We start from the raw sequence: 19,946 nt of genomic DNA on the forward strand, positions 1-19,946 counted from the left end.
AAATAAGAGTTTTGGTTACTTTAAGCAATAGAATCGAACGGGAAAACAAGTGAGTTGTTTATCGGTGTAAATAACTCACTTGCGATCTCACGAGAATAAATATGGAAACCTAAGCTAGTTGTTTTTTACGACTAGTTTATTTAACACTTCAATGGCTTTTGTTAATTCATTTTGTTTTTCAAGCACGTGAGCAAAGGCAATTAAATCAACCCTATCGTATTGCTCACCTTCTAAATGTACGAGTGAATTAAACGCTTTTTCAGCCATGGACCATTGTTGTGAATTAGCTGCTAAATGCGCTAAGCAACTTAGCCATTTTGCATTGTGTTGATCTTGGTGTAAGTGTTTTTGTACCGTTTTGATCAATTCATCTGACGAAGTTAAAGGTAAACTTCGCATTTGTTTAAGTAGCTGTTCATTTGCGCCTTTTTTGATAACGGGCAGTAAAATTTTACTTAATGGTTGAATTATTTGGTGTGCAGCTAATACACGACAATAGGCAAAAACGACCTGTTCGCGTTGTTTTATTTTTCTGCTGAGATTGTTCCAATAAGCATTGAGTGCTTCGCTGTCATGTTGCTGTATTTGCTCATTGAATACACCATAAAACGCGGCGGCTTCCCATTTTTCAATGGTGTCATTGGTGATGATTTTACTTTTTCTTGCGGCAATTAATTGCTCAACTACATAACTAAAGCGATTTTCAATCAGGCTTAAGGTAATTTCCTGCGCGAGTAATCTATCATCATGACCAATATGTTTATGATGGCTATCAATTAACTGACGAGCTTGGCTGAATTCTTCATTGTTAATAAGCAGTTGAATCGTTACTAATATTGATTCTAAGCCAACATCTTTCAGATTCTCTTGATTTTCTGCTAACTGAGCGAGGTAGTGCTTGGTGTTGGCTGTTAGCCCTTGTTTGTCGGCGGCACTGGCAGCTAACAAATAGGCAATTTGTTCAAAGTGACTTGGCTCGGCGCTCTTAACTAGCAAATGCTCTGCTTGTTGATTATCTCCAAGGATATAAGCGGCGATACCCTTTTTTAAATTTCTTAATGCACGACGTTGGCTAGCAAAAGCAAATTTATTCCATGCTCCTAAGCTTAAATTTAACCCTCCTCGTAACAGCCTAATTGCGATCAGCAAGACAATAAATAATGTGATTAACATTAAGGTTGCAGTGACAACGGTAGACTCAATCGTTATGTTTCCAAGTGCGATTAAAATATAACCTTTTTCACCAATTAACATTGGGCTGATAGCGATCGCAGCAAAAAACAATACTATAAGTAGAATAATCCGTTTCATTAGGCATCCTCTAAAATAGTTTTTTGTTTAGGGGTGCTTTGTGTTTTAGGCGTTTGTTGACTAGGTTGTTGCTCTTTGCTGTTGAGAGGTTTTTCAGGAACCGGCTCATTTATCTCCTCTTCAGAAATAGTGGTTTGTTGAGAGCTATTTTTTTCGCTCTCTTTAAGCTCATTTTCTATAATGCTTGGCTGCGATTTATTTGCGATAATTTGGCGAATCGCACCTAAAGAACTTAATTTGCTTGGATAAGCATAACTGATCGTTTCATCTTTGAGCATTTGAATGCTCTGATAAAATTTAGCCGTTTCAAGGTGTCCCATATCAAAATATTCACTCAACCATTGTGAAATATCCGCTAAGGTTTCGCTATATAATAGCGCCTTTTCTTCACTGGCAGCCCATTGTGCTTGTTGAATTTTTAACGCTAAGTTTTCTTTTAAATGTTGCTGATTTCTTGCCGACATCAAAGGTTCAACATTACCTTCTCTGCGGCGAACCGTAATAAAATCTGCCAAAAATCGTTGCCAGGTTTTCGCTAAATTACTTTGCCAGTCAGCTGTATCTTCAGATAATTCTAAACTTTGATTTTGTTCGTTACTGTCTGGAATTTTTGCCATCGCAAAACTTAATTGCGGGATTTGTTTGCTTAATGCTAATAATGACAAGATTACTTCTTCCGTGTTTAACGTCGGCATCAGTTTTAAGGCGACAGTATCTTCACGAATAAGCTGGCGTATCGGTAAAAATTCAGGGTTGTTTAACTCTTTAATACGAGCGTCGGCATCTTCTAATAAATTGATTGCTGCCGTTGTGTCATGCTCTAACCAAATAGTTCTACTTGCAATACGAATTAAATACTCCGCTTCATGAATAAGCCAATCACTTGGCTGATTTTGTTTTAATGCATCGAGTTGCGTTGTAAGTTGTGCAATGCGTTGTTCGCTTTGCTCAGTGATAGCGTTAAGTTTATGGTTAACTTGCGTTTCAAAGGTTGATTTTTGCTCTGAAATCAATCGATTGATACGTTGTTCACTTTCAGCATTTAACGCAATTAACTGCTGTGCTAAAGCATCATTTTGAGTTTTATTTTGCATATCATGGAAATAATGCAGGCCGCCAATACCTAAGAGAGCGATTATTGCTATTAATAAAGCAACTATTGCGGTTTTAGAGATTTTATTTTCGTGCTTTTGAGTCGGTTTCATATTGCGAGTGGTCGTCGATGTTTTGCTATTTTTTGCTACAGTGGCTGAATGTTTATCAGTGGCCGTACTTGAAGAAGCGTCGGCTTTGCTAGAGTCAGGGGTATTTTCGAGACTCGCAGCAATTTTAGCTAATTTCTCTTGTGTACTTTCATCGGAAGGGGATGAGGCTTTTGCTGAATTTTTACTGTCTTCTGGTTTGTTGGTGTCAGTCATTCTTGGATTCCATATTCAGCAAGGTTGAGAGTATTGATTGATTATTTGCACTGTTCGCATTCACAATATTTTTTAAGCCCAGTTGTTGGGCAGTTTGTGCAATACGTTCACTTACTACTAGCCATAAGCATGTGTTTTGCCAGTAATTATCAGTAATGTCTATTAATTCTACTACACGTTTTAATAAAGCGTTACTGGTAATAATAATAGTATTAATATTTTGCTGCTGCCAAAGGTTAAAGTTTTGTGGGGTAAGTGCTAACCATTCGCGGCGATAACTCTCTAAATACTCAACATGAGCGCCGCTTACGTGGAGTTGTTCAGCCAAAAATTCTCGGCCGCCATCGCCTCTAACAATTAGAATATTTTTATAATGTTGCCTGATTTGATCTGGCGCGCATTGAGGTAAAGCTAAAATACCTTCACTGTTATGGATATCAGGACAAATCGCTTGAATACCTAACGCGGCTAATGCCGTTAACGTATTTTTACCGACAGCGACAATCAGCTGTTTGCTATCCAACCAAGTTGTTAAAGGAGAGGCCTGATTGGCAAATTCTACCGCCGCTGCACTAATAAAAATTACCATACTCGGCTGAAGTTTTTCAACTTGCCCCGCGATGGCTGACTCAGTGATATTTAAACGGTAATCAAATAGCGGTTGGCATATTGATGATATACCAACCTCGAGCAGCGCTTGTTGTAAAGCTAGGCCTTGTTGTTGTGGTCTTGTGATCGCTACCTTTAACGGTTTTGACATTTATTGCTGCTCGTAAACCTGTTTTAAAATCACATCGGCGCCTTGCGCTAATAACTTTTCTGCAAGTGTAAGGCCTAATTGTTCAGCATTGTCAGTGGCGCCAGTGACATTGTCCGTAATTATTTTTGAGCCATCTACCGCACCTACTAAGCCACGTAAATAAACCTGCTTGTTTTCTATTACCGCATAACTGCCAATGGGCACTTGGCAACCGCCTTCTAAAGCACGATTCATTGCGCGTTCAGCTAATACGCGAATACGAGTTGTTTCACAACCGAGTGGCGCAAGTAATGCTTTGATTGTGTCATCATGGGTTCGACACTCAATGCCTACCGCACCTTGGCCATTGGCAGGTAACATGACTTCAGGCTCAATAAATTCTTGAATACGTTCAGGCATTTTTAAGCGGATCATGCCTGCTGCCGCTAAAATAATGGCATCGTATTCACCATTATCTAATTTTGCTAAACGGGTATTAACATTGCCACGTAAGTCACGAATGTCTAGATCAGGACGTAAGGCTTTTATTTGGCATTGACGACGTAAACTCGAGGTGCCAACTATTGCGCCTTGGGGTAATTCAGCAAAACTGTTAATTGTGTTTGAAATAAAGGCATCACGAGGGTCTTCTCGCGGACAAATTACTTCTAAACCTAAACCTTCTGGAAACTCCACCGGCACATCTTTCATTGAATGTACGGCAATATCGGCACGATTTTCTAACATGGCGATTTCAAGTTCTTTTACAAAAAGCCCTTTACCGCCAACTTTCGCTAAAGGGGTATCTAAAATGACATCGCCTTTGGTGGTCATTGGTACCAATTCAACCAGAATGTCAGGATGGAAATGTTCGAGTTTGGCTTTAACATATTCAGCTTGCCATAACGCGAGTGCACTTTTTCTGGTGGCAATGCGTACCGTTGTTTGAGTCATGTTTTTTCCTACTTATTCTGCACTAAGGGTGATTTGTGCTTCTGCTTGGGTGCTGACAGCTGCTGATATAAATGACCAAAATTCATCACCACCACGTTTATCTATCCATTGCTCATTTTCAAAGTGAAAATGATGGCCATTAAACTTCGTTGCCACCCATATTTCGTGTAAAGGTGCTTGTTTATTGATGATGATTTTAGATGCGTTTTTAAAGGTTAATGTTAACATGCCGCCAACGCCTTCATAGTCAATGTCGACACCACAATCTTCAATAGCCTCTTCAAGTGCTAATAATAAGTCTTCGGCCATAATGTTATACTGTGAATCGTTCATTTATTCGCCCTTTTGAGAAAAACTTTATCGATAAGTTTGGTTTAGCTTGTAATCTATAGTCATTGGATTATAAAACGTCTATCATGGGAAAAAAATCGAATTAATCAAAAATGCGTAAACAAAATTCAATTATTTTCGGTTGTTTATTGATTTTGGCGAATATATCCGGTTGTGGTATGTCTGGGCCATTATATCAACCCTCTGAAAAACAAGCGAATAGTTCAATAGAACCCAGTAGCCAAAACCGTCAAACCGATCAACAGGAACAGTAGTTGTGGATTTTTTTAATTATAACGAAAACCAGTTATATGCCGAAGAGTGTAGCGTCACCGATTTAGCGAAAACACACGGCACGCCTTTATATATTTATTCCCGTGCAACCATAGAGCGTCATTGGCATGCTTTTGACCAAGCGGCAGGTGAACGCCCTCACTTAGTTTGTTATGCCGTTAAAGCTAATAGTAACTTAGCGGTGTTAAATGTTATGGCGCGCTTGGGCTCTGGATTTGATATTGTTTCGAAAGGTGAATTAGCGAGAGTGCTGCAAGCAGGCGGCGATGCGAGTAAAGTGGTATTTTCTGGCGTTGGTAAAAAATCAGCAGAAATTGCTTACGCGTTAGAGAAAAACATTCATTGTTTTAATGTTGAATCAGAAGCTGAATTAGATCGTATTCAAGCGGTAGCGAAGCAATTAGACAAAATAGCGCCTATTTCATTACGGGTAAACCCAGACGTTGATGCCGGTACTCATCCTTATATTTCAACAGGTTTAAAAGAAAATAAGTTTGGTGTGAGTATTGAAGATGCTTATCAAATTTATGCGAAAGCCGCAAAATATTCACATATTACTGTTAAAGGAATTGATAGCCATATCGGTTCACAATTAACCGAAATTCAGCCATTTTTAGACGCGCTAGACCGCGTACTCTTATTGGTTGATAACTTAGCTGAACAGGGCATTAAACTTTCGCACATTGATGTAGGCGGTGGCCTAGGGGTTTGTTACGATAATGAACAACCGCCTCATCCTAATGAATACGCGAAAGCGATAGCGAGTAAACTAGAAGGGCGAGATATTTCTCTGATCTATGAACCCGGTCGTGCAATTATGGCGAATGCTGGCATTTTAGTGACAGAAGTTGAGTTTTTGAAAACCAATCAAGATCGTCATTTTGCCATTGTTGACGGTGCGATGAATGATTTAATTCGTCCTTCTTTGTACCAAGCGTGGCAAAAAATAATTCCTGTACAAGCGCAAGCGAAAGTGCCAGCAAAAACATATGATATTGTTGGTCCAGTTTGTGAAACGGGTGACTTTTTAGGAAAAGCACGTGAGTTAGCCATAGAAGCCGGTGACTTATTAGCGATTCGTTCATCAGGAGCTTATGGTTTTACTATGAGCTCTAATTATAATAGTCGCCCACGCGCTGCAGAAATTATGGTTGATGGCGAAAATTCGTATGTGATCCGTCAGCGAGAATCCCTTGAAAGCTTATGGCAAGGTGAAAGCGTACTGCCTTAATCCTTTGAGGAAGGTAGTGAAAGAGAACTTAAATGTTAGTAAAAAAATGTTAGTAAATTTTTCGAAAATGCAGGGGTTAGGTAACGACTTTTTAGTATTAGATAATGTTACCCAAAATGTTTATTTGCCCAATGATCAAATTCGCCAATTGGCGGATAGAAACTTTGGGATCGGCTTCGACCAATTATTAGTCGTTGAGCCGCCTTATGATCCCGATTTAGATTTTCATTACCGTATTTTTAATGCTGACGGTAGTGAAGTGAGTCAATGTGGTAATGGCGCCCGTTGTTTTGCGCGTTTTGTTCGTATGAAAGGCTTAATAAACCGCAACAAAATTCGTGTTTCTACCCATGCCGGTAAAATGACCTTATTTATTGAACGCGATGGTAACGTCACCGTTACTATGCCTGTACCTCAGTTTGAACCTGCGAAAATTCCATTTTCTGCGCAAAAGGTTGAAGGCACTTATATTCTTCGCAGTGAAGAAGACACCGTACTTTGTGGTGCGGTTTCAATGGGAAACCCTCATTGTGTGTTAACTGTTGACGATGTATTAACCGCACCGGTGAATGAGTTAGGGGCAAAATTAACTAACCATGAACGTTTTCCTAAAGGGGTTAATGTTGGTTTTATGGAAGTGGTCTCTCCTGATTATGTCAAATTACGCGTTTATGAACGTGGTGCAGCTGAAACATTAGCTTGCGGCAGTGGCGCTTGTGCAGCAGTGGTGATTGGTCAAACACAGAAAAAATTAGCCAAGCAGGTAACCGTAGAGCTACCGGGCGGAAAATTACGTATTTATTGGAAAGGACCAGGAAACCCCGTGAAGATGACCGGACCTGCCGTACATGTTTTTGATGGACAAATACAATTATGAGTAATGAAAAAGAACAAGCAATCACTGCTGAAATGTTAGCCAATCAACAACTGCTACAAACTGAAGAAATTTCGTTATCAGACGATATTATTGTGAGCTTTTTAGAAGAGAATCCTGAATTTTTTAATCGTCACCCTGCATTAGTCACGAGCTTACGTTTGAATGACAATCAACGAGGCACTGTATCTTTGGTTGAACGTCAACAACAGCAACTTCGTCAAAAAGTACACGCTTTAGAAGAAGAAATAACTCAGTTGATGGCAATTGCTAATCAAAATGAGCAATTATTTGCTTTGTATAGCGATCTTTACTTACGTTTGTTGGATTGTCATTCTGCCGATGAATTACTTGATTGCTTATATCAGGCGACAACGGAGTTATTATCGTTATCTGATTTCAAATTATGGTTAAATCAACCAGTAACGTTATCGCACAATTGCTTAATTGATAAAGATTGCGGTGGTGTTTTACAAAACCGTTTAACTAAAGACGAATATTATTTTGGTCGCATTCAACAAAGCGAACAAGAATTGGTGTTTTCAGAACAATGCGAAGGCTCTGTTGTTTTGATCAAGCTTCAGCATCATCAACAGGAGATTGGCTTTTTAGCGATAAGTAGTAAAGATGCGGAGCATTTTGACCCAAGAATGGACACATTATTATTAAGCCAGTTCAGAAAATTGGTCGCTAAGTTATTGTACCAACATCTATTTACTGCCTAACGTTAGCTTTTATCTTTATGCGTTTCTATCGTCGACTCACGCCATTTAAAGCGATCAGCTTTGATTTAGATGACACGCTATATAGTAACTATCCGGTAATGATGGCAACCGATGGCAAAATGATTGACTACTTTGCTAAGCAGTTACCACCCAAACCAGATGGTGATTATGATTATCATTTTTGGTTTGTTTTTCGCGAACAGGCATTAAGTTTAAATCCTGAATTAACTCATGATGTTGGTGAATTACGTTTAAAAAGTTATTTTTTAGGTATTCAATCATTAGGATTCTCATCGCGAGTTGCTATGCAAATGGCAGAACAAGCACTCGATTTTTTTGTAAAGCAGCGCAGCAATTTTACCGTACCCAACGCTGTTCATCATTTACTTGAACAATTGAAAAAGCACTGGCCGATAATCGCGATAAGTAACGGAAATGTTGATACTAAGGCTATAGGTATTCATCATTATTTTGATGCCATTTACCATGCTGGGGCACATCAAGGGTTACAGTTAAAACAAAAACCGGATGCCGATATGTTTCAACGTACTTGTCAGCAATTTAATATACAACCAGAGCAACTGTTGCATGTCGGTGACTGCGGCGTGAATGATGTATATGGCGCTATTCGCTTTGGCTGTCAAACAGCTTGGGTGTCAAGTTATGATGTGGGGCAACCGATAACATCATTGCCCACAATTGAATTAACTGATGTTGTTGAATTACAGCGACTGATAACCAGTATATAATTAGCCTACTTTCTTTTAATTTTATTTCGAGTTTTTACCCTATGGACGTATCAGAATTACTTGATGCATTAAACGACAAGCAACGTGATGTCGTTGCCGCACCTTTGCAAAATATGTTGGTTTTAGCGGGCGCTGGCAGTGGTAAAACTCGTGTTTTAGTACAACGAATCGCATGGTTAATGAAGGTGGAGCATGCTTCTCCTCATAGTATTTTAGCGGTAACTTTTACGAATAAGGCCGCGGCCGAAATGCGCGCTAGGGTAGAGCAAACCGTTGGCGGCAATATTCACGGTATGTGGATAGGAACCTTCCATGGCTTAGCTCATCGGTTACTGCGTATGCATTTTCAAGAAGCAAACTTACCGCAATCGTTCCAAGTGCTAGATTCTGATGATCAACTTAGATTAGTGAAACGTATTATTCGCGCGTTGAATTTAGATGAAAAACGTTGGCCTGCCAAGCAAATGCAATGGTATATCAACGGTAAAAAAGATGAGGGCTTACGTCCAAAGCATATTGAAACCCATTATGATCCCACAGAAGAAACCTTTGTTAAGGTTTATCAAGGTTACCAAGACGCTTGTGATCGCGCAGGGTTAGTCGACTTTGCTGAATTGTTATTGCGTGCTCATGAATTATGGCTAAATAATCCAGCACTACTTCAGCATTATCAACAGCGTTTCTCACACGTGTTAGTGGATGAATTTCAAGATACCAATGCCATTCAATATGCATGGTTAAATATGCTTGGCCGAGAGCAAAGTAAGGTGATGATTGTTGGTGATGATGATCAATCTATTTATGGCTGGCGCGGTGCAAAAATTGAAAATATTCAACGCTTTTTAAAAGAATTTGACAATGCACAAACAATCCGTTTGGAACAAAACTATCGTTCTACGGCGAACATTCTAACCGCAGCTAACCAGCTAATTGCCAATAATAATGGGCGATTAGGCAAAGATTTATGGACAAAAGATGATGCGGGCGAAAAAATTTCAGTTTACACCGCCTTTAATGAAATCGATGAGGCACGTTTTATCTCTGGCAGAATCACTGAATGGTTAAAAAGAGATTTATCTTCCAGTGAAGACTCCTTAGATGACGTCGCTATTTTATATCGCAGTAATGCTCAATCGCGTTTATTAGAAGAAGCCTTACTACAAGCGAAATTACCTTATCGCATTTATGGTGGTTTGCGATTTTTTGAACGACAAGAAATTAAAGATGCCTTAGCTTACTTGCGTTTGATCAATAACCGAGATGATGATGCGGCTTTTGAGCGCATTATTAATACACCCACTCGTGGTATTGGTAATACTACGGTTGCTTTAGTACGAGATGCCGCACGAAGTCTTGAAGTAACCTTGTGGCAGGCTTGTCAAACCATGTTACAAAATAACGAATTAAAAGGGCGCAGCGCTAAAGTTATTCAAACATTTGTCGATTTAATTGATCAATTAGAAGATGATTCTGGCAATCTAGATTTAGACCAACAAGCTAATTTTGTTATTCAGCAAAGTGGCTTAAAAGCTATGTATCAAGCTGAGAAAGGTGAACGTGCTGAAGCAAGAATTGAAAACTTAAATGAGCTAGTTACAGCATGTCAAACCTTTGAAATGGATCCAGAATTAGAAGATGAGCAAAGTCAGTTAACTGGATTTTTAACCCATGCAGCGTTAGAGTCAGGAGAGTCGCAAGCCGATGATTATGAACCTGCAGTGCAACTTATGACCATGCATTCTGCTAAGGGCTTAGAGTTTAAGCTGGTATTTATCGCAGGGCTTGAAGAAGGGATGTTTCCATCTCAGCAATCAGTTGAAGAAATTGGTCGATTAGAAGAAGAGCGACGCTTATGTTATGTTGGTATGACACGTGCCATGGAAAAGCTGTATTTATGCCATGCGGAGAGTCGACGTTTATATGGACAAGAAAAGTACCATAAACCTAGTCGATTTTTACGTGAATTACCCAGTGATTGTGTTGACGAAATTCGTCTACAAAGCCAAGTGTCAAGGCCAGCAAGTACCGGACGATTTGCCAATACCATTACCTTAGAGTCTTTTGATAATTCGGGCTTTAAATTAGGGCAGTCTGTACTTCATCAAAAGTTTGGTGAAGGTGTTGTATTAAATTATGAAGGAAATGGGGCACAAAGCCGAATTCAAGTAAATTTTGCTGAGGTAGGTAGCAAATGGCTGGTAGTAGCCTATGCTAATTTACAAGCGTTATAAAAATATGTAGGTAGTATGTCAAAAAAACTTTTAGTGGTTGAAGATAGTAAAGCCATTGTCAGCATCATTAAAAAAATAGGTGAATCCTTGGGTTATGAAGTTAGCATCGCGGAAAGCCTCGCTGAAGTTGAAACCTTAATGCAAAGTAATACCGAATACTTTGCCGCTACTATAGATTACGCTTTACCTGATGCTGAAAATGGTGAAGCAATTGCAACAATACTTTCACATGGTATTCCTGGTGTTGTGATGACCGGGAAGATGGATGATGAAACTCGTAAGAAAATTCTTGATCAACCTGTCATAGATTATATTCCAAAAGAAAATAGCCAAGCTTTTATGTATTTAAAGCGCATTTTGTATTGGCAAAGCGCTAACATCGGTACTGGCGTGCTTGTCGTTGATGATTCGGTTACAGCAAGAAATCATATATCTGAATTATTAAAAAGGCGTAATTTTACTGTTTATGCAGCGGAAAGTGGTGTTGAAGCGTTAAAGATACTCCAGAAACAAAATGATATTAAAATGGTGATCACTGATCTTGAAATGCCAGGAATGGACGGTATTGAATTAACCAATGAAATAAGAAAGGTATACAACCGAGATCAAATGACAGTTATTGGCATTTCAGGGGCTGATAATGCGACTTATTCTGCCCGTATCATAAAAAATGGCGCAGATGACTTTATCCGTAAACCATTTTGCCCTGAAGAATTTTATTGCCGTATTACCCAGCATGTTGAAAACTTGCACAATATTGTGAAAATTCAGAAAGCCGCGAATACTGATTATTTAACCGAACTGCCCAACAGACGTGCTTTTTTTAAGAAAGCGAGAAAATCTATCGCCTATTATGCTGAAAATAAGATTCCCTACGGCTTGGCGATGATAGATATTGATTTTTTCAAAACGGTAAATGATACATATGGCCATGAAGCAGGTGATCATATTTTAAAAATGTTAGCTGAAAATATGGAAAAATGTTTAACTGAAGCTTCGTTAGCTCGTTTTGGTGGTGAAGAGTTTGCCATTTTGCTGCCAGGTTCAGATCAAGCGGCAATTTATCAACAACTCGATGTTTTTCGTGAGAAAATAGCGAGTGCACAGTTTAATCACGATGAACATTACATTAATTTTACGGTAAGTATTGGTGTTGTTTTTAATAGTGTTTCAAGTTTAGAAGATCAATTAAATCAAGCCGACATTGCATTATATAGCGCAAAAGAGAATGGCAGAAATCAAATTGTAATCTCCACTTAGCTAAAAGTTTATAGTCATTAAATCCAACTTTTAATCGCTACATTGAAACAATGACAGTGTGCTCAAACTATGATCGCTTCTTTATCATAATTTCAATTTAGGTTTCTGCGTTTTATAAAACTGCTAGTTTTTTCTTTTGTTTATGCGCTTTTAGTGAGTCGATACTATAAATAAATAGTGCTGCCCAAATGAATACAAAGGTGATCAGCTTTTCTACCACAAGTACTTCATGATAATAAGTGATTGCTAAAATAAACATTATACTCGGGCCGATATATTGGAAGAAACCGACGGTTGATAAAGTTAAGCGTTTCGCTGCTGCAGTAAAGCAAAGTAGTGGGGCTGTAGTCACTACCCCAGCAAAAATTAATAACGAGTTTAAAGACATAGTATTACTGAACATATTACTGGTGTCGCTGCTGACAAAAAATTGCCAATAAAATAACGCTAAAGGCAGCATTAAGGCTGACTCCACGAGTAAGCCGATAAAAGAGTCAATCGATAACTTTTTACGTAATAGGCCGTATATCCCGAATGTTCCCGCTAAAACGAGCGAAATAATAGGTAAAGAGCCTATGTATACCAATTGTATTAACACTCCGATAATTGCTAATGCAACGGCTATGATTTGCCACTTCCGTAATCTTTCGCCTAAAAATATTACTGCCAAGGCAACACTAAACAGTGGATTAATAAAATAACCTAAACTGGCATCTAATAAGTGATCATTATTAACAGCCCAAATAAACATAAACCAATTAACGCCTAGAAATGTCGCAGTAATGGTAAGCTTAAGTAATAGTTTAGGTTGCTTTATGACCGAGATAAGCGCCGGTAACTTTTTAGATAAAAAGATAAAAATAAATAATAAAAGACATGACCAAACAATGCGATGAATCATGATTTCATCGGGAGAAACTTCTTTTATGAGCTTGAAATATATCGGTGCTAATCCCCAAAGGAAATAAGCACTAATTGCATTGAATACGCCGTTACGCGTGTCATTATTAGCTTGGTTGTTCATAAATATTATCGAAAATAGCGAGCATTCTTAATAATAACATGATGGAGAGGCATAACGACTTTTTGCGTGAATAAAACTTACTAAACGAGACGTAAACTAAATTGCACTGCGTTCATTTATCCTATCATATATGTACCTGTACCAAAGGCGATATGGTCATTTCTCTCGTTATGCAATTCCATACGAGCGACAGCCACTTTACTACCACTTCTGATAATACGTGCAGTAGCAATAAATTCTTTACCTTTGCCAGGCAATAAAAAATCGGTTCTCAGATCAATTGTACTTAATTTGCGTAAATTATAATGAATATTTTCTGGGGATAAATTATCCAATTGTTCAATAATATTTGCCGCTGCCACTACACCACCAGCAATATCTAAAACCGTAGCGGTTACACCTCCATGAAGGATTTTTTGAATCGGGTTACCGATGAGTTTATCTTGCCAAAGAAATCTGACTTCAGATTGCTCTTTGTCGAATTGTTGAATCTCTAAACCAAGTAAACGATTAAAAGGCATATCATTGTTCCAAAAATTAATGATTTGCTGGTAAATTTCTGTTTTATCCATAATTTATCTGGTCTGATGAGTTGTGTTTAGAGAATAACATTGAATGAATCAGAAATAAATTTTTCTTATTGTTCATTCATTCAGGTAAAATACGTTCACTGACTATTTAAGATGATAATTCGTTGACTAACCTTGCGCTAAACCCCGCTAATCCCCCGCTATTAGATAAGCTGAAACACTTTTTTGGTTACACTAGTTTTCGCAAAGGTCAGCAAGCAATTATCGAGCATGTATTACAAGGTAAAGATAGCCTTGTTTTAATGCCAACAGGTGGCGGTAAGTCTTTATGTTATCAATTACCCGCAACCATTCTTTCAGGCATTACCATCGTTATTTCGCCGTTAATTGCTTTAATGAAAGATCAAGTCGATGCACTTAAACGACAAGGAATTAGTGCCGCTTATGTTAATTCGAGTCTTGAACAGAATGACATTAATCACATTTTTCAGCAATTAGCAGCCGGTGAAATCAGGTTACTTTATATTGCGCCTGAGCGTTTGAGTAATTACTACTTTATGCAAGGTTTACATAGTTTACCGATCCAATTATTTGCCATTGATGAAGCGCATTGTATTTCACAATGGGGTCATGATTTTCGACCCGCTTATACTCGATTAAATATTATTAAAGAGCAATTTCCTGATGTTCCTGTACTTGCCTTAACCGCAACGGCAGATGTCACAACCCGTAAAGATATTCTTCAACAATTAAATTTAACTAACCCATATATACATCTTGATAGTTTTGACCGGCCCAATATTCGTTTAACTATGGCGGATAAATTTCAAGGCACGCAGCAAATAATTAGTTATGTGAAAAAGCGTAAGAATGATTGTGGAATTATATATTGTAATAGCCGCTGGCAAGTGGAAAAGCTAGCCAAATCTATGGCCGAGGCAGGCATAAATTGTGCTGCGTATCATGCAGGCATGGAAGTTGAAATAAGAAATACGGTACAAGAAGGCTTTGCTAAAGACAATATTCACGTGGTGATTGCTACAGTGGCATTTGGTTTGGGGATCAATAAGTTAAATGTTAGGTATGTGATTCATTTTGAACCGCCTCGTACATTAGAGTCTTACTATCAAGAAATTGGTCGAGCTGGTCGTGACGGCTTACCCGCAGAAGCTTTATTTCTTTATGATGAGAATGACGCGCAACGAATAAATAAACGGATAGAGCAAGGCGAAAATCTGCAACGAAGACATGTTGAAATTCAACGTTTTAGTGCGGTGACTGGGTTTATAGAAGCACAAACTTGTCGTCGGCAGTTAGTGTTAAATTATTTTGCTGAATACACGCAAACCGGTTGTGGGAATTGTGATATTTGTTTAGATCCGCCCAGTCAATTTGACGGTCTAGAAGCCGCACAAAAAGTGTTGTCATGCGTTTATCGTATTAACCAACAAGGAGGTATTGAGCATACTATTAGCGTATTACGTGGGCAAATAACTGAAAAAATTAAGCAACAAGGCCATGAAAAAGTCTCAACCTTTGGTATTGGTAAAGAGAAAACATTGAGTTATTGGCACGCGATTATTCGACAACTTATTCATCTTGGCTTTTTACAACAAGACATAGCGAATCATTCCGTGCTTTGTTTAACTCAAGCCTCTCATGCAATATTAAAAGGTGAGCAACCTTTACTGTTAGCTACTCCTCGTTTACAAAAAGCGAGTTACTGGCGAAAAGCGGGTGAATCATCCAGCTATGATCGTAAATTATTTGCTAAGTTACGTACCCTGAGAAAAGAAATCGCTGATGCGGAAGATATTCCACCTTATATTGTTTTCAACGATGCAACCTTATCTGAACTCGCGAAATATCAACCCATTACCTCTCATGAGATGTTAAATATTAATGGTATTGGTGACACGAAATTATCGAGATATGGCCAGCCATTTTTAGCGTTAATTAAAGAACATGTTAATTAATGACAAAATTGAAGATCAGTTAAGGGTCATTGATATCCATTTAGGCAAAAAAAAGCGTTCAATAGAACGCTTTTTCAACTGAAAAGAGTAACTTATTTTAAGCTAGCATAATATGCAGCAAGGTTAGCAATATCATCATCAGATAACGGCATTGCCATAGCACCCATTACTGGATCTTTACGTTTGCCTGCTTTGAAGTCTTTTAATTGTTTAGCAATATAAACTTCTTTTTGACCTGCTAAGTTAGGGTACATAGGGATTGCTGAAATACCTGCAGCGCCATGACAGGCTGCACAAGTACCTGATTTAGCTTTTCCGGCATCAACATCACCAGCAAATGCAGGAGATGCAATCATCACTGTAGCAGCAATAGCCAAAGTAAGTTTTCTCATAACGTTATCTCTCTTAGTTAATTTAAAATTTTTATAGCTCTTGCTCGATTATATGAGAAAAGAGCGAAACTGTCTTAGGTTTTTTTGTATTATATCAAGGAAACTGTATGTTTATTGATATTGGACAAAAAATCACGTGATTAAACTATTTGCCTGTAAAGAGCTAACCGCAACTGCCATTATTATGGAGGTTAATATAAATTGGTCGCAAGACGACTTGCCTTTAATTATTGAACGATATTTTCAGCAATATACTTTGTTTGAAAAACTTGAATGGTCAAAAGGGGCGGATCTTGAAGCAGTTCGCTTTAAATGGCAACAACATGATTTTACGATAAATTTTGAATGTTATAGTCAATCTGCTTGGCTTGAATGCCCAGAACATAATGGCAGTGAATTATTAACCGCTTTATTTCAAGAGATGAGTAACATTTAGCAATGACTAAAATATTAGTGAGTGCTTGTTTTCTTGGTGAAAAAGTTCGTTATGATGGCAAATGCCAAAGCCTATTAAATGAAACGCTATTGCATTGGCAACAGAATAAACAAGTCGTCAGTTTTTGTCCTGAAGTTGCAGGCGGCTTATCCGTGCCGAGGCAACCGGCAGAAATTCAAAATAAGAGTCAACGTATCGTAACTTGTGATGGCGTTGATGTTTCTGAACAGTTTAATAAAGGCGCACAACGGGCATTAAAGCTTTGCCAGCAACATAATATTGGTATCGCTTTATTAAAGGAATCAAGCCCGTCTTGTGGTAGTACAACTATTTATGATGGCACTTTTACTGATAAGAAAATCAACGGAGAAGGGGTAACTACAGCCTTATTAAGGAAAAATGGTATTCGGGTTTTTTCGGAAAAAAATATATCAGTATTAATTCAGGAGATGATGAGTATTAATGAGAAACCATAACGGCATTAGCGCCACTACGTTGCATATCTGTAACTAAGCTACGAGTATAATTGATAACTGTTTGAGCATTTTGTGAAACCTTAAAATCATTTACTCCTAAAGATACGGTCATTTGCGGGAGCCTAACGCCGGATTTACTGCTAACAAAGCGTAATTTTTCAACACCTTGGCGTATTTTCTCGGCAATTTCACCAGCAATATTACGTTCTACTTCAGGTAATAATATTAAAAATTCGTCTTGGCCTGAACGAATTGGTAAGCCACTTTCGCCAACATAACTACCGACTTTATTGGCAATTTTTGATAAAAGTACATCACTAATTAATGAACCAAACTTTTCATTTACTTGGGATAATTTATCTACACTGATAACAATTGCGGCAATATTTTTATGCGGATCTTCACTTGTCCATTGCTCTAAATGTTTATTCAATGCTTTTCGATTATATAAACCCGTAAGTGGATCTAGATATATTTCTTTTTTGACTTCTTCTAACTCAGATAACAATGACAACGACTGCTTTTTCGAAAGCAATAGTTGCTTAGCGAGTTGTTTTTGCTTTTGTTTAAATGAATTTGAAGCACTCTCAATTTGCTGGATGGCAAGATTAATTTTTTGCTGATTTTGTGATTTTAAATGATGAACATTGTCGTCAATTTTTTTAATTAAACCATTGGCATAGGTTACTGAATGTTGATTACTTGTTTGTACGTCAGTAATTAACTCATCGATATCAGTAATAATATCATCTCTAAAACTACCTTGGCCTAATATATGGAGCTGAAATAACTCATTGATAAAATAATTATCAAGTTTTTTTCCAAGACTTAAGTGTTGTTTTATTTGAGAAATTAGCGCTGAATTTTTTTTATTAACAAATTCGTAACCAACGGCATAATTAATTGGTGTGGCAGGAAGATGCCAAAGCTGTAATTGTTTTATCGCTAAGGCGAGCTTTTGATCTGCTTGTTCAATGGAATCATGATGTTTCACTACTTCCAGACCTCTATTGTTACACGACAGCTTTATTATTGTTATAGCGGTTATTCTGTAGCAATTTTACTTAAACTTCTATAGTAATTATTCAATAATTATTATTATTTTGTAAATATACGCATTTTTTTTAAAAAATTGCACATTTTTTCAATTTTATATTATGAAACTTGAGCTTTCATCGCGGCAAATATTTGATAAAGTGGTGTCATAATTTTTCTTTGAATGAACAAAATGAAATACGTTATCTCTTTTTATTGCCTTTTTCTTGTTGCCGCTTGTGGCCAATTACCGAAAGATACTAGTCGTTGGAATAGCTTGGCGCTTCGCGAAGTGATCAATGAATATCATCAATACCAAAAAACATTAAGCCCTTTTAGTCAACCTGGTGTTGCTGATAATAATGCGCGCTTACCCGACCTTTCAGCTGCGGTTTTATTAAAAAATTACCAAGGTAAGCAAAAGATTTACCAAAAACTATTAAAAATAGATCGTGAAAGTCTCTCTCAAAATGATCAAATAAATTGGTCAGTACTTGCCTATAAAATAAAAGATCAGCTAGACAGTTATGTCAATAAAGAGCATTACATGCCGCTTACTGCTGAATCAGGGTTTCATGTAGGGATTAGTTGGATTAATAAACGTGTGCCATTTAAAGTTGAACAGGATTACCGCGATTATATAAAACGAATGTCGGCTTTACCTAGGTACTTTGATCAACAAATGGCTTGGATGGATTTGGGGATACAAGAAGGCATCACTCAGCCGGCAGTTGTGTTAATTGGTTTTGAAGAGTCGATAAAAGCATTTATTAAAGAAGATGTTACTGAAAGTGAGTTTTATCAACCCTTTAAGAAAATGCCAAAACATTTTGATGCGAAACTTACGGCAGAATTAAGAGCGCAAGCACAGAAAATTATTAAAGAAAATGTCATTACGAGTTACCAAAAATACTATGAATATATGGTGAATGTCTATCAGCCAAATGGTCGAAAAAATATTGCGGCTAACTCATTGCCTAATGGTGAACATTACTATAATAATCGAGTTGAACATTATACAACACTTGCCTTGAGCGCAGATGAAGTTCATCAAAAAGGCTTAGAGGAAGTTGCACGTATTCGAGCTGAAATGGAAGAAATAATCACTTCTGTTGGTTTTCAAGGTGATTTTGCTAGCTTTGTAGAATTTTTACGTACCGATCCGCAATTTTATGCAAAAACTCCCGAAGCATTATTAAAAGAAGCATCATTTATTGCCAAAAAGATGGATGCAAAATTACCAAGCTTGTTTAAAAAGCTCCCGCGTACACCCTATGGAGTGATGGCAGTACCTGCTAGCATTGCGCCTAAGTATACCACAGGGCGATATGCTGGCCCTTCAAGAGATGATCAGCCGGGAAATTATTGGGTAAATACCTACCGTCTAGATCGTCGTCCTCTTTATGTTTTGGAAGCATTAACCTTGCATGAAGCGGTACCAGGACATCATCTACAAGGTTCTTTAGCGAAAGAAATGAAGAATGTTCCAGAATTTCGCAATAACACTTATATTTCTGCTTTTGGCGAAGGTTGGGGATTATATTCAGAATATTTAGGGTTAGAGGCTGGTTTTTATCAAGACCCATATAGCAATTTTGGTCGTTTAACTTATGAAATGTGGCGCGCTTGTCGATTAGTTGTTGATACAGGCATGCACAGTAAGGGCTGGAGTCGCGAGCAAGCTTTGTCATTTTTAGCGGATAATACAGCACTATCATTACATAATGTGAAAACGGAAATCGATCGATATATTTCATGGCCAGGTCAGGCACTTTCATACAAAATTGGTGAATTAACCATTAAACGATTACGTAAAAAAGCTGAAGATACTTTAGGAGCTGCGTTTGATTTACGTGAGTTTCATGACGAAGTGCTGAAAAATGGTTCAATGCCATTATCAATGTTAGAGCAAGTAATTACTCAATATATTACAGAGCAGAAATTAAAAAATAGAAGATAAT

The 19,946-nt window shown here is 37.8% G+C and carries 20 protein-coding genes; 11 read left to right on the top strand and 9 right to left on the bottom strand.

Annotated features, from left to right (window positions below; translation table 11 throughout):
- Positions 1-114: 114 nt before the first annotated feature.
- The 5 genes from Q4493_RS05615 to cyaY are packed head-to-tail and all read right to left on the bottom strand — an operon-like array spanning position 115 to position 4,755.
- Positions 115-1,311: a heme biosynthesis HemY N-terminal domain-containing protein gene (locus tag Q4493_RS05615; RefSeq protein ID WP_303450093.1), complete on the bottom strand. Its 1,197-nt coding sequence runs from the start codon at positions 1,309-1,311 to the stop codon at positions 115-117.
- Positions 1,311-2,729 (bottom strand): uroporphyrinogen-III C-methyltransferase, encoded by a 1,419-nt coding sequence (locus Q4493_RS05620; protein WP_303450095.1) that lies wholly within the window; start codon positions 2,727-2,729, stop codon positions 1,311-1,313. The genes Q4493_RS05615 and Q4493_RS05620 overlap by 1 nt, the downstream gene beginning before the upstream one ends.
- Positions 2,722-3,489, bottom strand: coding sequence for a uroporphyrinogen-III synthase (locus Q4493_RS05625; protein ID WP_303450099.1), 768 nt, complete (start codon positions 3,487-3,489; stop codon positions 2,722-2,724). Before Q4493_RS05625 ends, Q4493_RS05620 begins: the two co-directional genes overlap by 8 nt.
- The gene (gene hemC / locus Q4493_RS05630; RefSeq protein WP_303450101.1) at positions 3,490-4,422 is read right to left on the bottom strand and encodes a hydroxymethylbilane synthase; all 933 of its coding nucleotides are present in this window, start codon (positions 4,420-4,422) and stop codon (positions 3,490-3,492) included.
- Positions 4,423-4,434: 12 nt separating this feature from the next.
- On the bottom strand, positions 4,435-4,755 hold the full coding sequence (gene cyaY / locus Q4493_RS05635) for an iron donor protein CyaY (RefSeq protein ID WP_303450103.1): 321 nt from the start codon (positions 4,753-4,755) through the stop codon (positions 4,435-4,437).
- A gap of 110 nt (positions 4,756-4,865) precedes the next feature.
- Here cyaY and Q4493_RS05640 point away from each other — a divergent pair, with 110 nt between their 5' ends.
- The 7 genes from Q4493_RS05640 to Q4493_RS05670 are packed head-to-tail and all read left to right on the top strand — an operon-like array spanning position 4,866 to position 12,116.
- Entirely contained in the window at positions 4,866-5,027 is a 162-nt protein-coding gene (locus tag Q4493_RS05640) for a lipoprotein (protein ID WP_303450106.1), read from the top strand.
- A 2-nt stretch (positions 5,028-5,029) separates the two neighbouring features.
- On the top strand, positions 5,030-6,277 hold the full coding sequence (lysA, locus tag Q4493_RS05645; protein WP_303450108.1) for a diaminopimelate decarboxylase: 1,248 nt from the start codon (positions 5,030-5,032) through the stop codon (positions 6,275-6,277).
- Between the two features lie 46 nt (positions 6,278-6,323).
- Entirely contained in the window at positions 6,324-7,154 is an 831-nt protein-coding gene (dapF, locus tag Q4493_RS05650; protein WP_303450761.1) for a diaminopimelate epimerase, read from the top strand.
- Positions 7,151-7,876, top strand: coding sequence for a DUF484 family protein (locus Q4493_RS05655; protein ID WP_303450110.1), 726 nt, complete (start codon positions 7,151-7,153; stop codon positions 7,874-7,876). The genes dapF and Q4493_RS05655 overlap by 4 nt, the downstream gene beginning before the upstream one ends.
- Positions 7,877-7,893: 17 nt before the next feature.
- Positions 7,894-8,625, top strand: coding sequence for an HAD-IA family hydrolase (locus Q4493_RS05660; protein ID WP_303450112.1), 732 nt, complete (start codon positions 7,894-7,896; stop codon positions 8,623-8,625).
- 41 nt (positions 8,626-8,666) lie between these two features.
- Positions 8,667-10,856 carry a DNA helicase II gene (gene uvrD, locus Q4493_RS05665; protein ID WP_303450115.1) on the top strand — a complete coding sequence of 730 codons (2,190 nt, stop codon included), beginning with the start codon at positions 8,667-8,669 and terminating at the stop codon, positions 10,854-10,856.
- A 15-nt stretch (positions 10,857-10,871) separates the two neighbouring features.
- Positions 10,872-12,116, top strand: coding sequence for a response regulator (locus Q4493_RS05670; protein WP_303450118.1), 1,245 nt, complete (start codon positions 10,872-10,874; stop codon positions 12,114-12,116).
- A gap of 112 nt (positions 12,117-12,228) precedes the next feature.
- Here the strand turns inward: Q4493_RS05670 and rarD are convergent, their stop codons facing one another.
- Positions 12,229-13,140 (bottom strand): EamA family transporter RarD, encoded by a 912-nt coding sequence (rarD, locus tag Q4493_RS05675; protein ID WP_303450121.1) that lies wholly within the window; start codon positions 13,138-13,140, stop codon positions 12,229-12,231.
- 116 nt (positions 13,141-13,256) lie between these two features.
- Positions 13,257-13,712 carry a thioesterase family protein gene (locus tag Q4493_RS05680; RefSeq protein WP_303450124.1) on the bottom strand — a complete coding sequence of 152 codons (456 nt, stop codon included), beginning with the start codon at positions 13,710-13,712 and terminating at the stop codon, positions 13,257-13,259.
- 122 nt (positions 13,713-13,834) lie between these two features.
- Here Q4493_RS05680 and recQ point away from each other — a divergent pair, with 122 nt between their 5' ends.
- A complete protein-coding gene (gene recQ, locus Q4493_RS05685) occupies positions 13,835-15,646 on the top strand; it encodes a DNA helicase RecQ (protein ID WP_303450126.1) in 1,812 nt (603 codons plus the stop codon).
- Between the two features lie 92 nt (positions 15,647-15,738).
- On the opposite strand, the gene Q4493_RS05690 is transcribed toward recQ, so the two are convergent.
- Complete coding sequence (locus Q4493_RS05690; protein WP_303450128.1) at positions 15,739-16,038, bottom strand: cytochrome c; 300 nt, start codon at positions 16,036-16,038, stop codon at positions 15,739-15,741.
- A 136-nt stretch (positions 16,039-16,174) separates the two neighbouring features.
- Between Q4493_RS05690 and Q4493_RS05695 the strand changes: the two genes are divergently transcribed.
- Positions 16,175-16,474 (top strand): DUF3630 family protein, encoded by a 300-nt coding sequence (locus Q4493_RS05695; RefSeq protein ID WP_303450130.1) that lies wholly within the window; start codon positions 16,175-16,177, stop codon positions 16,472-16,474.
- A 2-nt stretch (positions 16,475-16,476) separates the two neighbouring features.
- Complete coding sequence (locus Q4493_RS05700; RefSeq protein ID WP_303450132.1) at positions 16,477-16,950, top strand: DUF523 domain-containing protein; 474 nt, start codon at positions 16,477-16,479, stop codon at positions 16,948-16,950.
- On the opposite strand, the gene Q4493_RS05705 is transcribed toward Q4493_RS05700, so the two are convergent.
- Entirely contained in the window at positions 16,934-17,944 is a 1,011-nt protein-coding gene (locus tag Q4493_RS05705; protein WP_303450135.1) for a GGDEF domain-containing protein, read from the bottom strand. The genes Q4493_RS05700 and Q4493_RS05705 overlap by 17 nt on opposite strands.
- 234 nt (positions 17,945-18,178) lie before the next feature.
- On the opposite strand from Q4493_RS05705, the gene Q4493_RS05710 reads away from it, so the two are divergent.
- Positions 18,179-19,945: a DUF885 family protein gene (locus Q4493_RS05710; protein WP_303450138.1), complete on the top strand. Its 1,767-nt coding sequence runs from the start codon at positions 18,179-18,181 to the stop codon at positions 19,943-19,945.
- Position 19,946: the final 1 nt, after the last annotated feature.

The organism is Colwellia sp. 1_MG-2023 (assembly GCF_030546755.1).
In the GTDB taxonomy this organism is placed as follows: domain Bacteria; phylum Pseudomonadota; class Gammaproteobacteria; order Enterobacterales; family Alteromonadaceae; genus Thalassotalea_H.

What these genes read in the sequence shown, in the direction of transcription:
- Q4493_RS05615 (WP_303450093.1), bottom strand. Translation starts at nt 1,311, where the DNA reads ATGAAACGGATTATTCTACTTATAGTATTGTTTTTTGCTGCGATCGCT.
- Q4493_RS05620 (WP_303450095.1), bottom strand. Translation starts at nt 2,729, where the DNA reads ATGACTGACACCAACAAACCAGAAGACAGTAAAAATTCAGCAAAAGCC.
- Q4493_RS05625 (WP_303450099.1), bottom strand. Translation starts at nt 3,489, where the DNA reads ATGTCAAAACCGTTAAAGGTAGCGATCACAAGACCACAACAACAAGGC.
- hemC (WP_303450101.1), bottom strand. Translation starts at nt 4,422, where the DNA reads ATGACTCAAACAACGGTACGCATTGCCACCAGAAAAAGTGCACTCGCG.
- cyaY (WP_303450103.1), bottom strand. Translation starts at nt 4,755, where the DNA reads ATGAACGATTCACAGTATAACATTATGGCCGAAGACTTATTATTAGCA.
- Q4493_RS05640 (WP_303450106.1), top strand. Translation starts at nt 4,866, where the DNA reads ATGCGTAAACAAAATTCAATTATTTTCGGTTGTTTATTGATTTTGGCG.
- dapF (WP_303450761.1), top strand. Translation starts at nt 6,324, where the DNA reads ATGTTAGTAAATTTTTCGAAAATGCAGGGGTTAGGTAACGACTTTTTA.
- Q4493_RS05655 (WP_303450110.1), top strand. Translation starts at nt 7,151, where the DNA reads ATGAGTAATGAAAAAGAACAAGCAATCACTGCTGAAATGTTAGCCAAT.
- Q4493_RS05660 (WP_303450112.1), top strand. Translation starts at nt 7,894, where the DNA reads ATGCGTTTCTATCGTCGACTCACGCCATTTAAAGCGATCAGCTTTGAT.
- uvrD (WP_303450115.1), top strand. Translation starts at nt 8,667, where the DNA reads ATGGACGTATCAGAATTACTTGATGCATTAAACGACAAGCAACGTGAT.
- Q4493_RS05670 (WP_303450118.1), top strand. Translation starts at nt 10,872, where the DNA reads ATGTCAAAAAAACTTTTAGTGGTTGAAGATAGTAAAGCCATTGTCAGC.
- rarD (WP_303450121.1), bottom strand. Translation starts at nt 13,140, where the DNA reads ATGAACAACCAAGCTAATAATGACACGCGTAACGGCGTATTCAATGCA.
- Q4493_RS05680 (WP_303450124.1), bottom strand. Translation starts at nt 13,712, where the DNA reads ATGGATAAAACAGAAATTTACCAGCAAATCATTAATTTTTGGAACAAT.
- Q4493_RS05690 (WP_303450128.1), bottom strand. Translation starts at nt 16,038, where the DNA reads ATGAGAAAACTTACTTTGGCTATTGCTGCTACAGTGATGATTGCATCT.
- Q4493_RS05700 (WP_303450132.1), top strand. Translation starts at nt 16,477, where the DNA reads ATGACTAAAATATTAGTGAGTGCTTGTTTTCTTGGTGAAAAAGTTCGT.
- Q4493_RS05710 (WP_303450138.1), top strand. Translation starts at nt 18,179, where the DNA reads ATGAAATACGTTATCTCTTTTTATTGCCTTTTTCTTGTTGCCGCTTGT.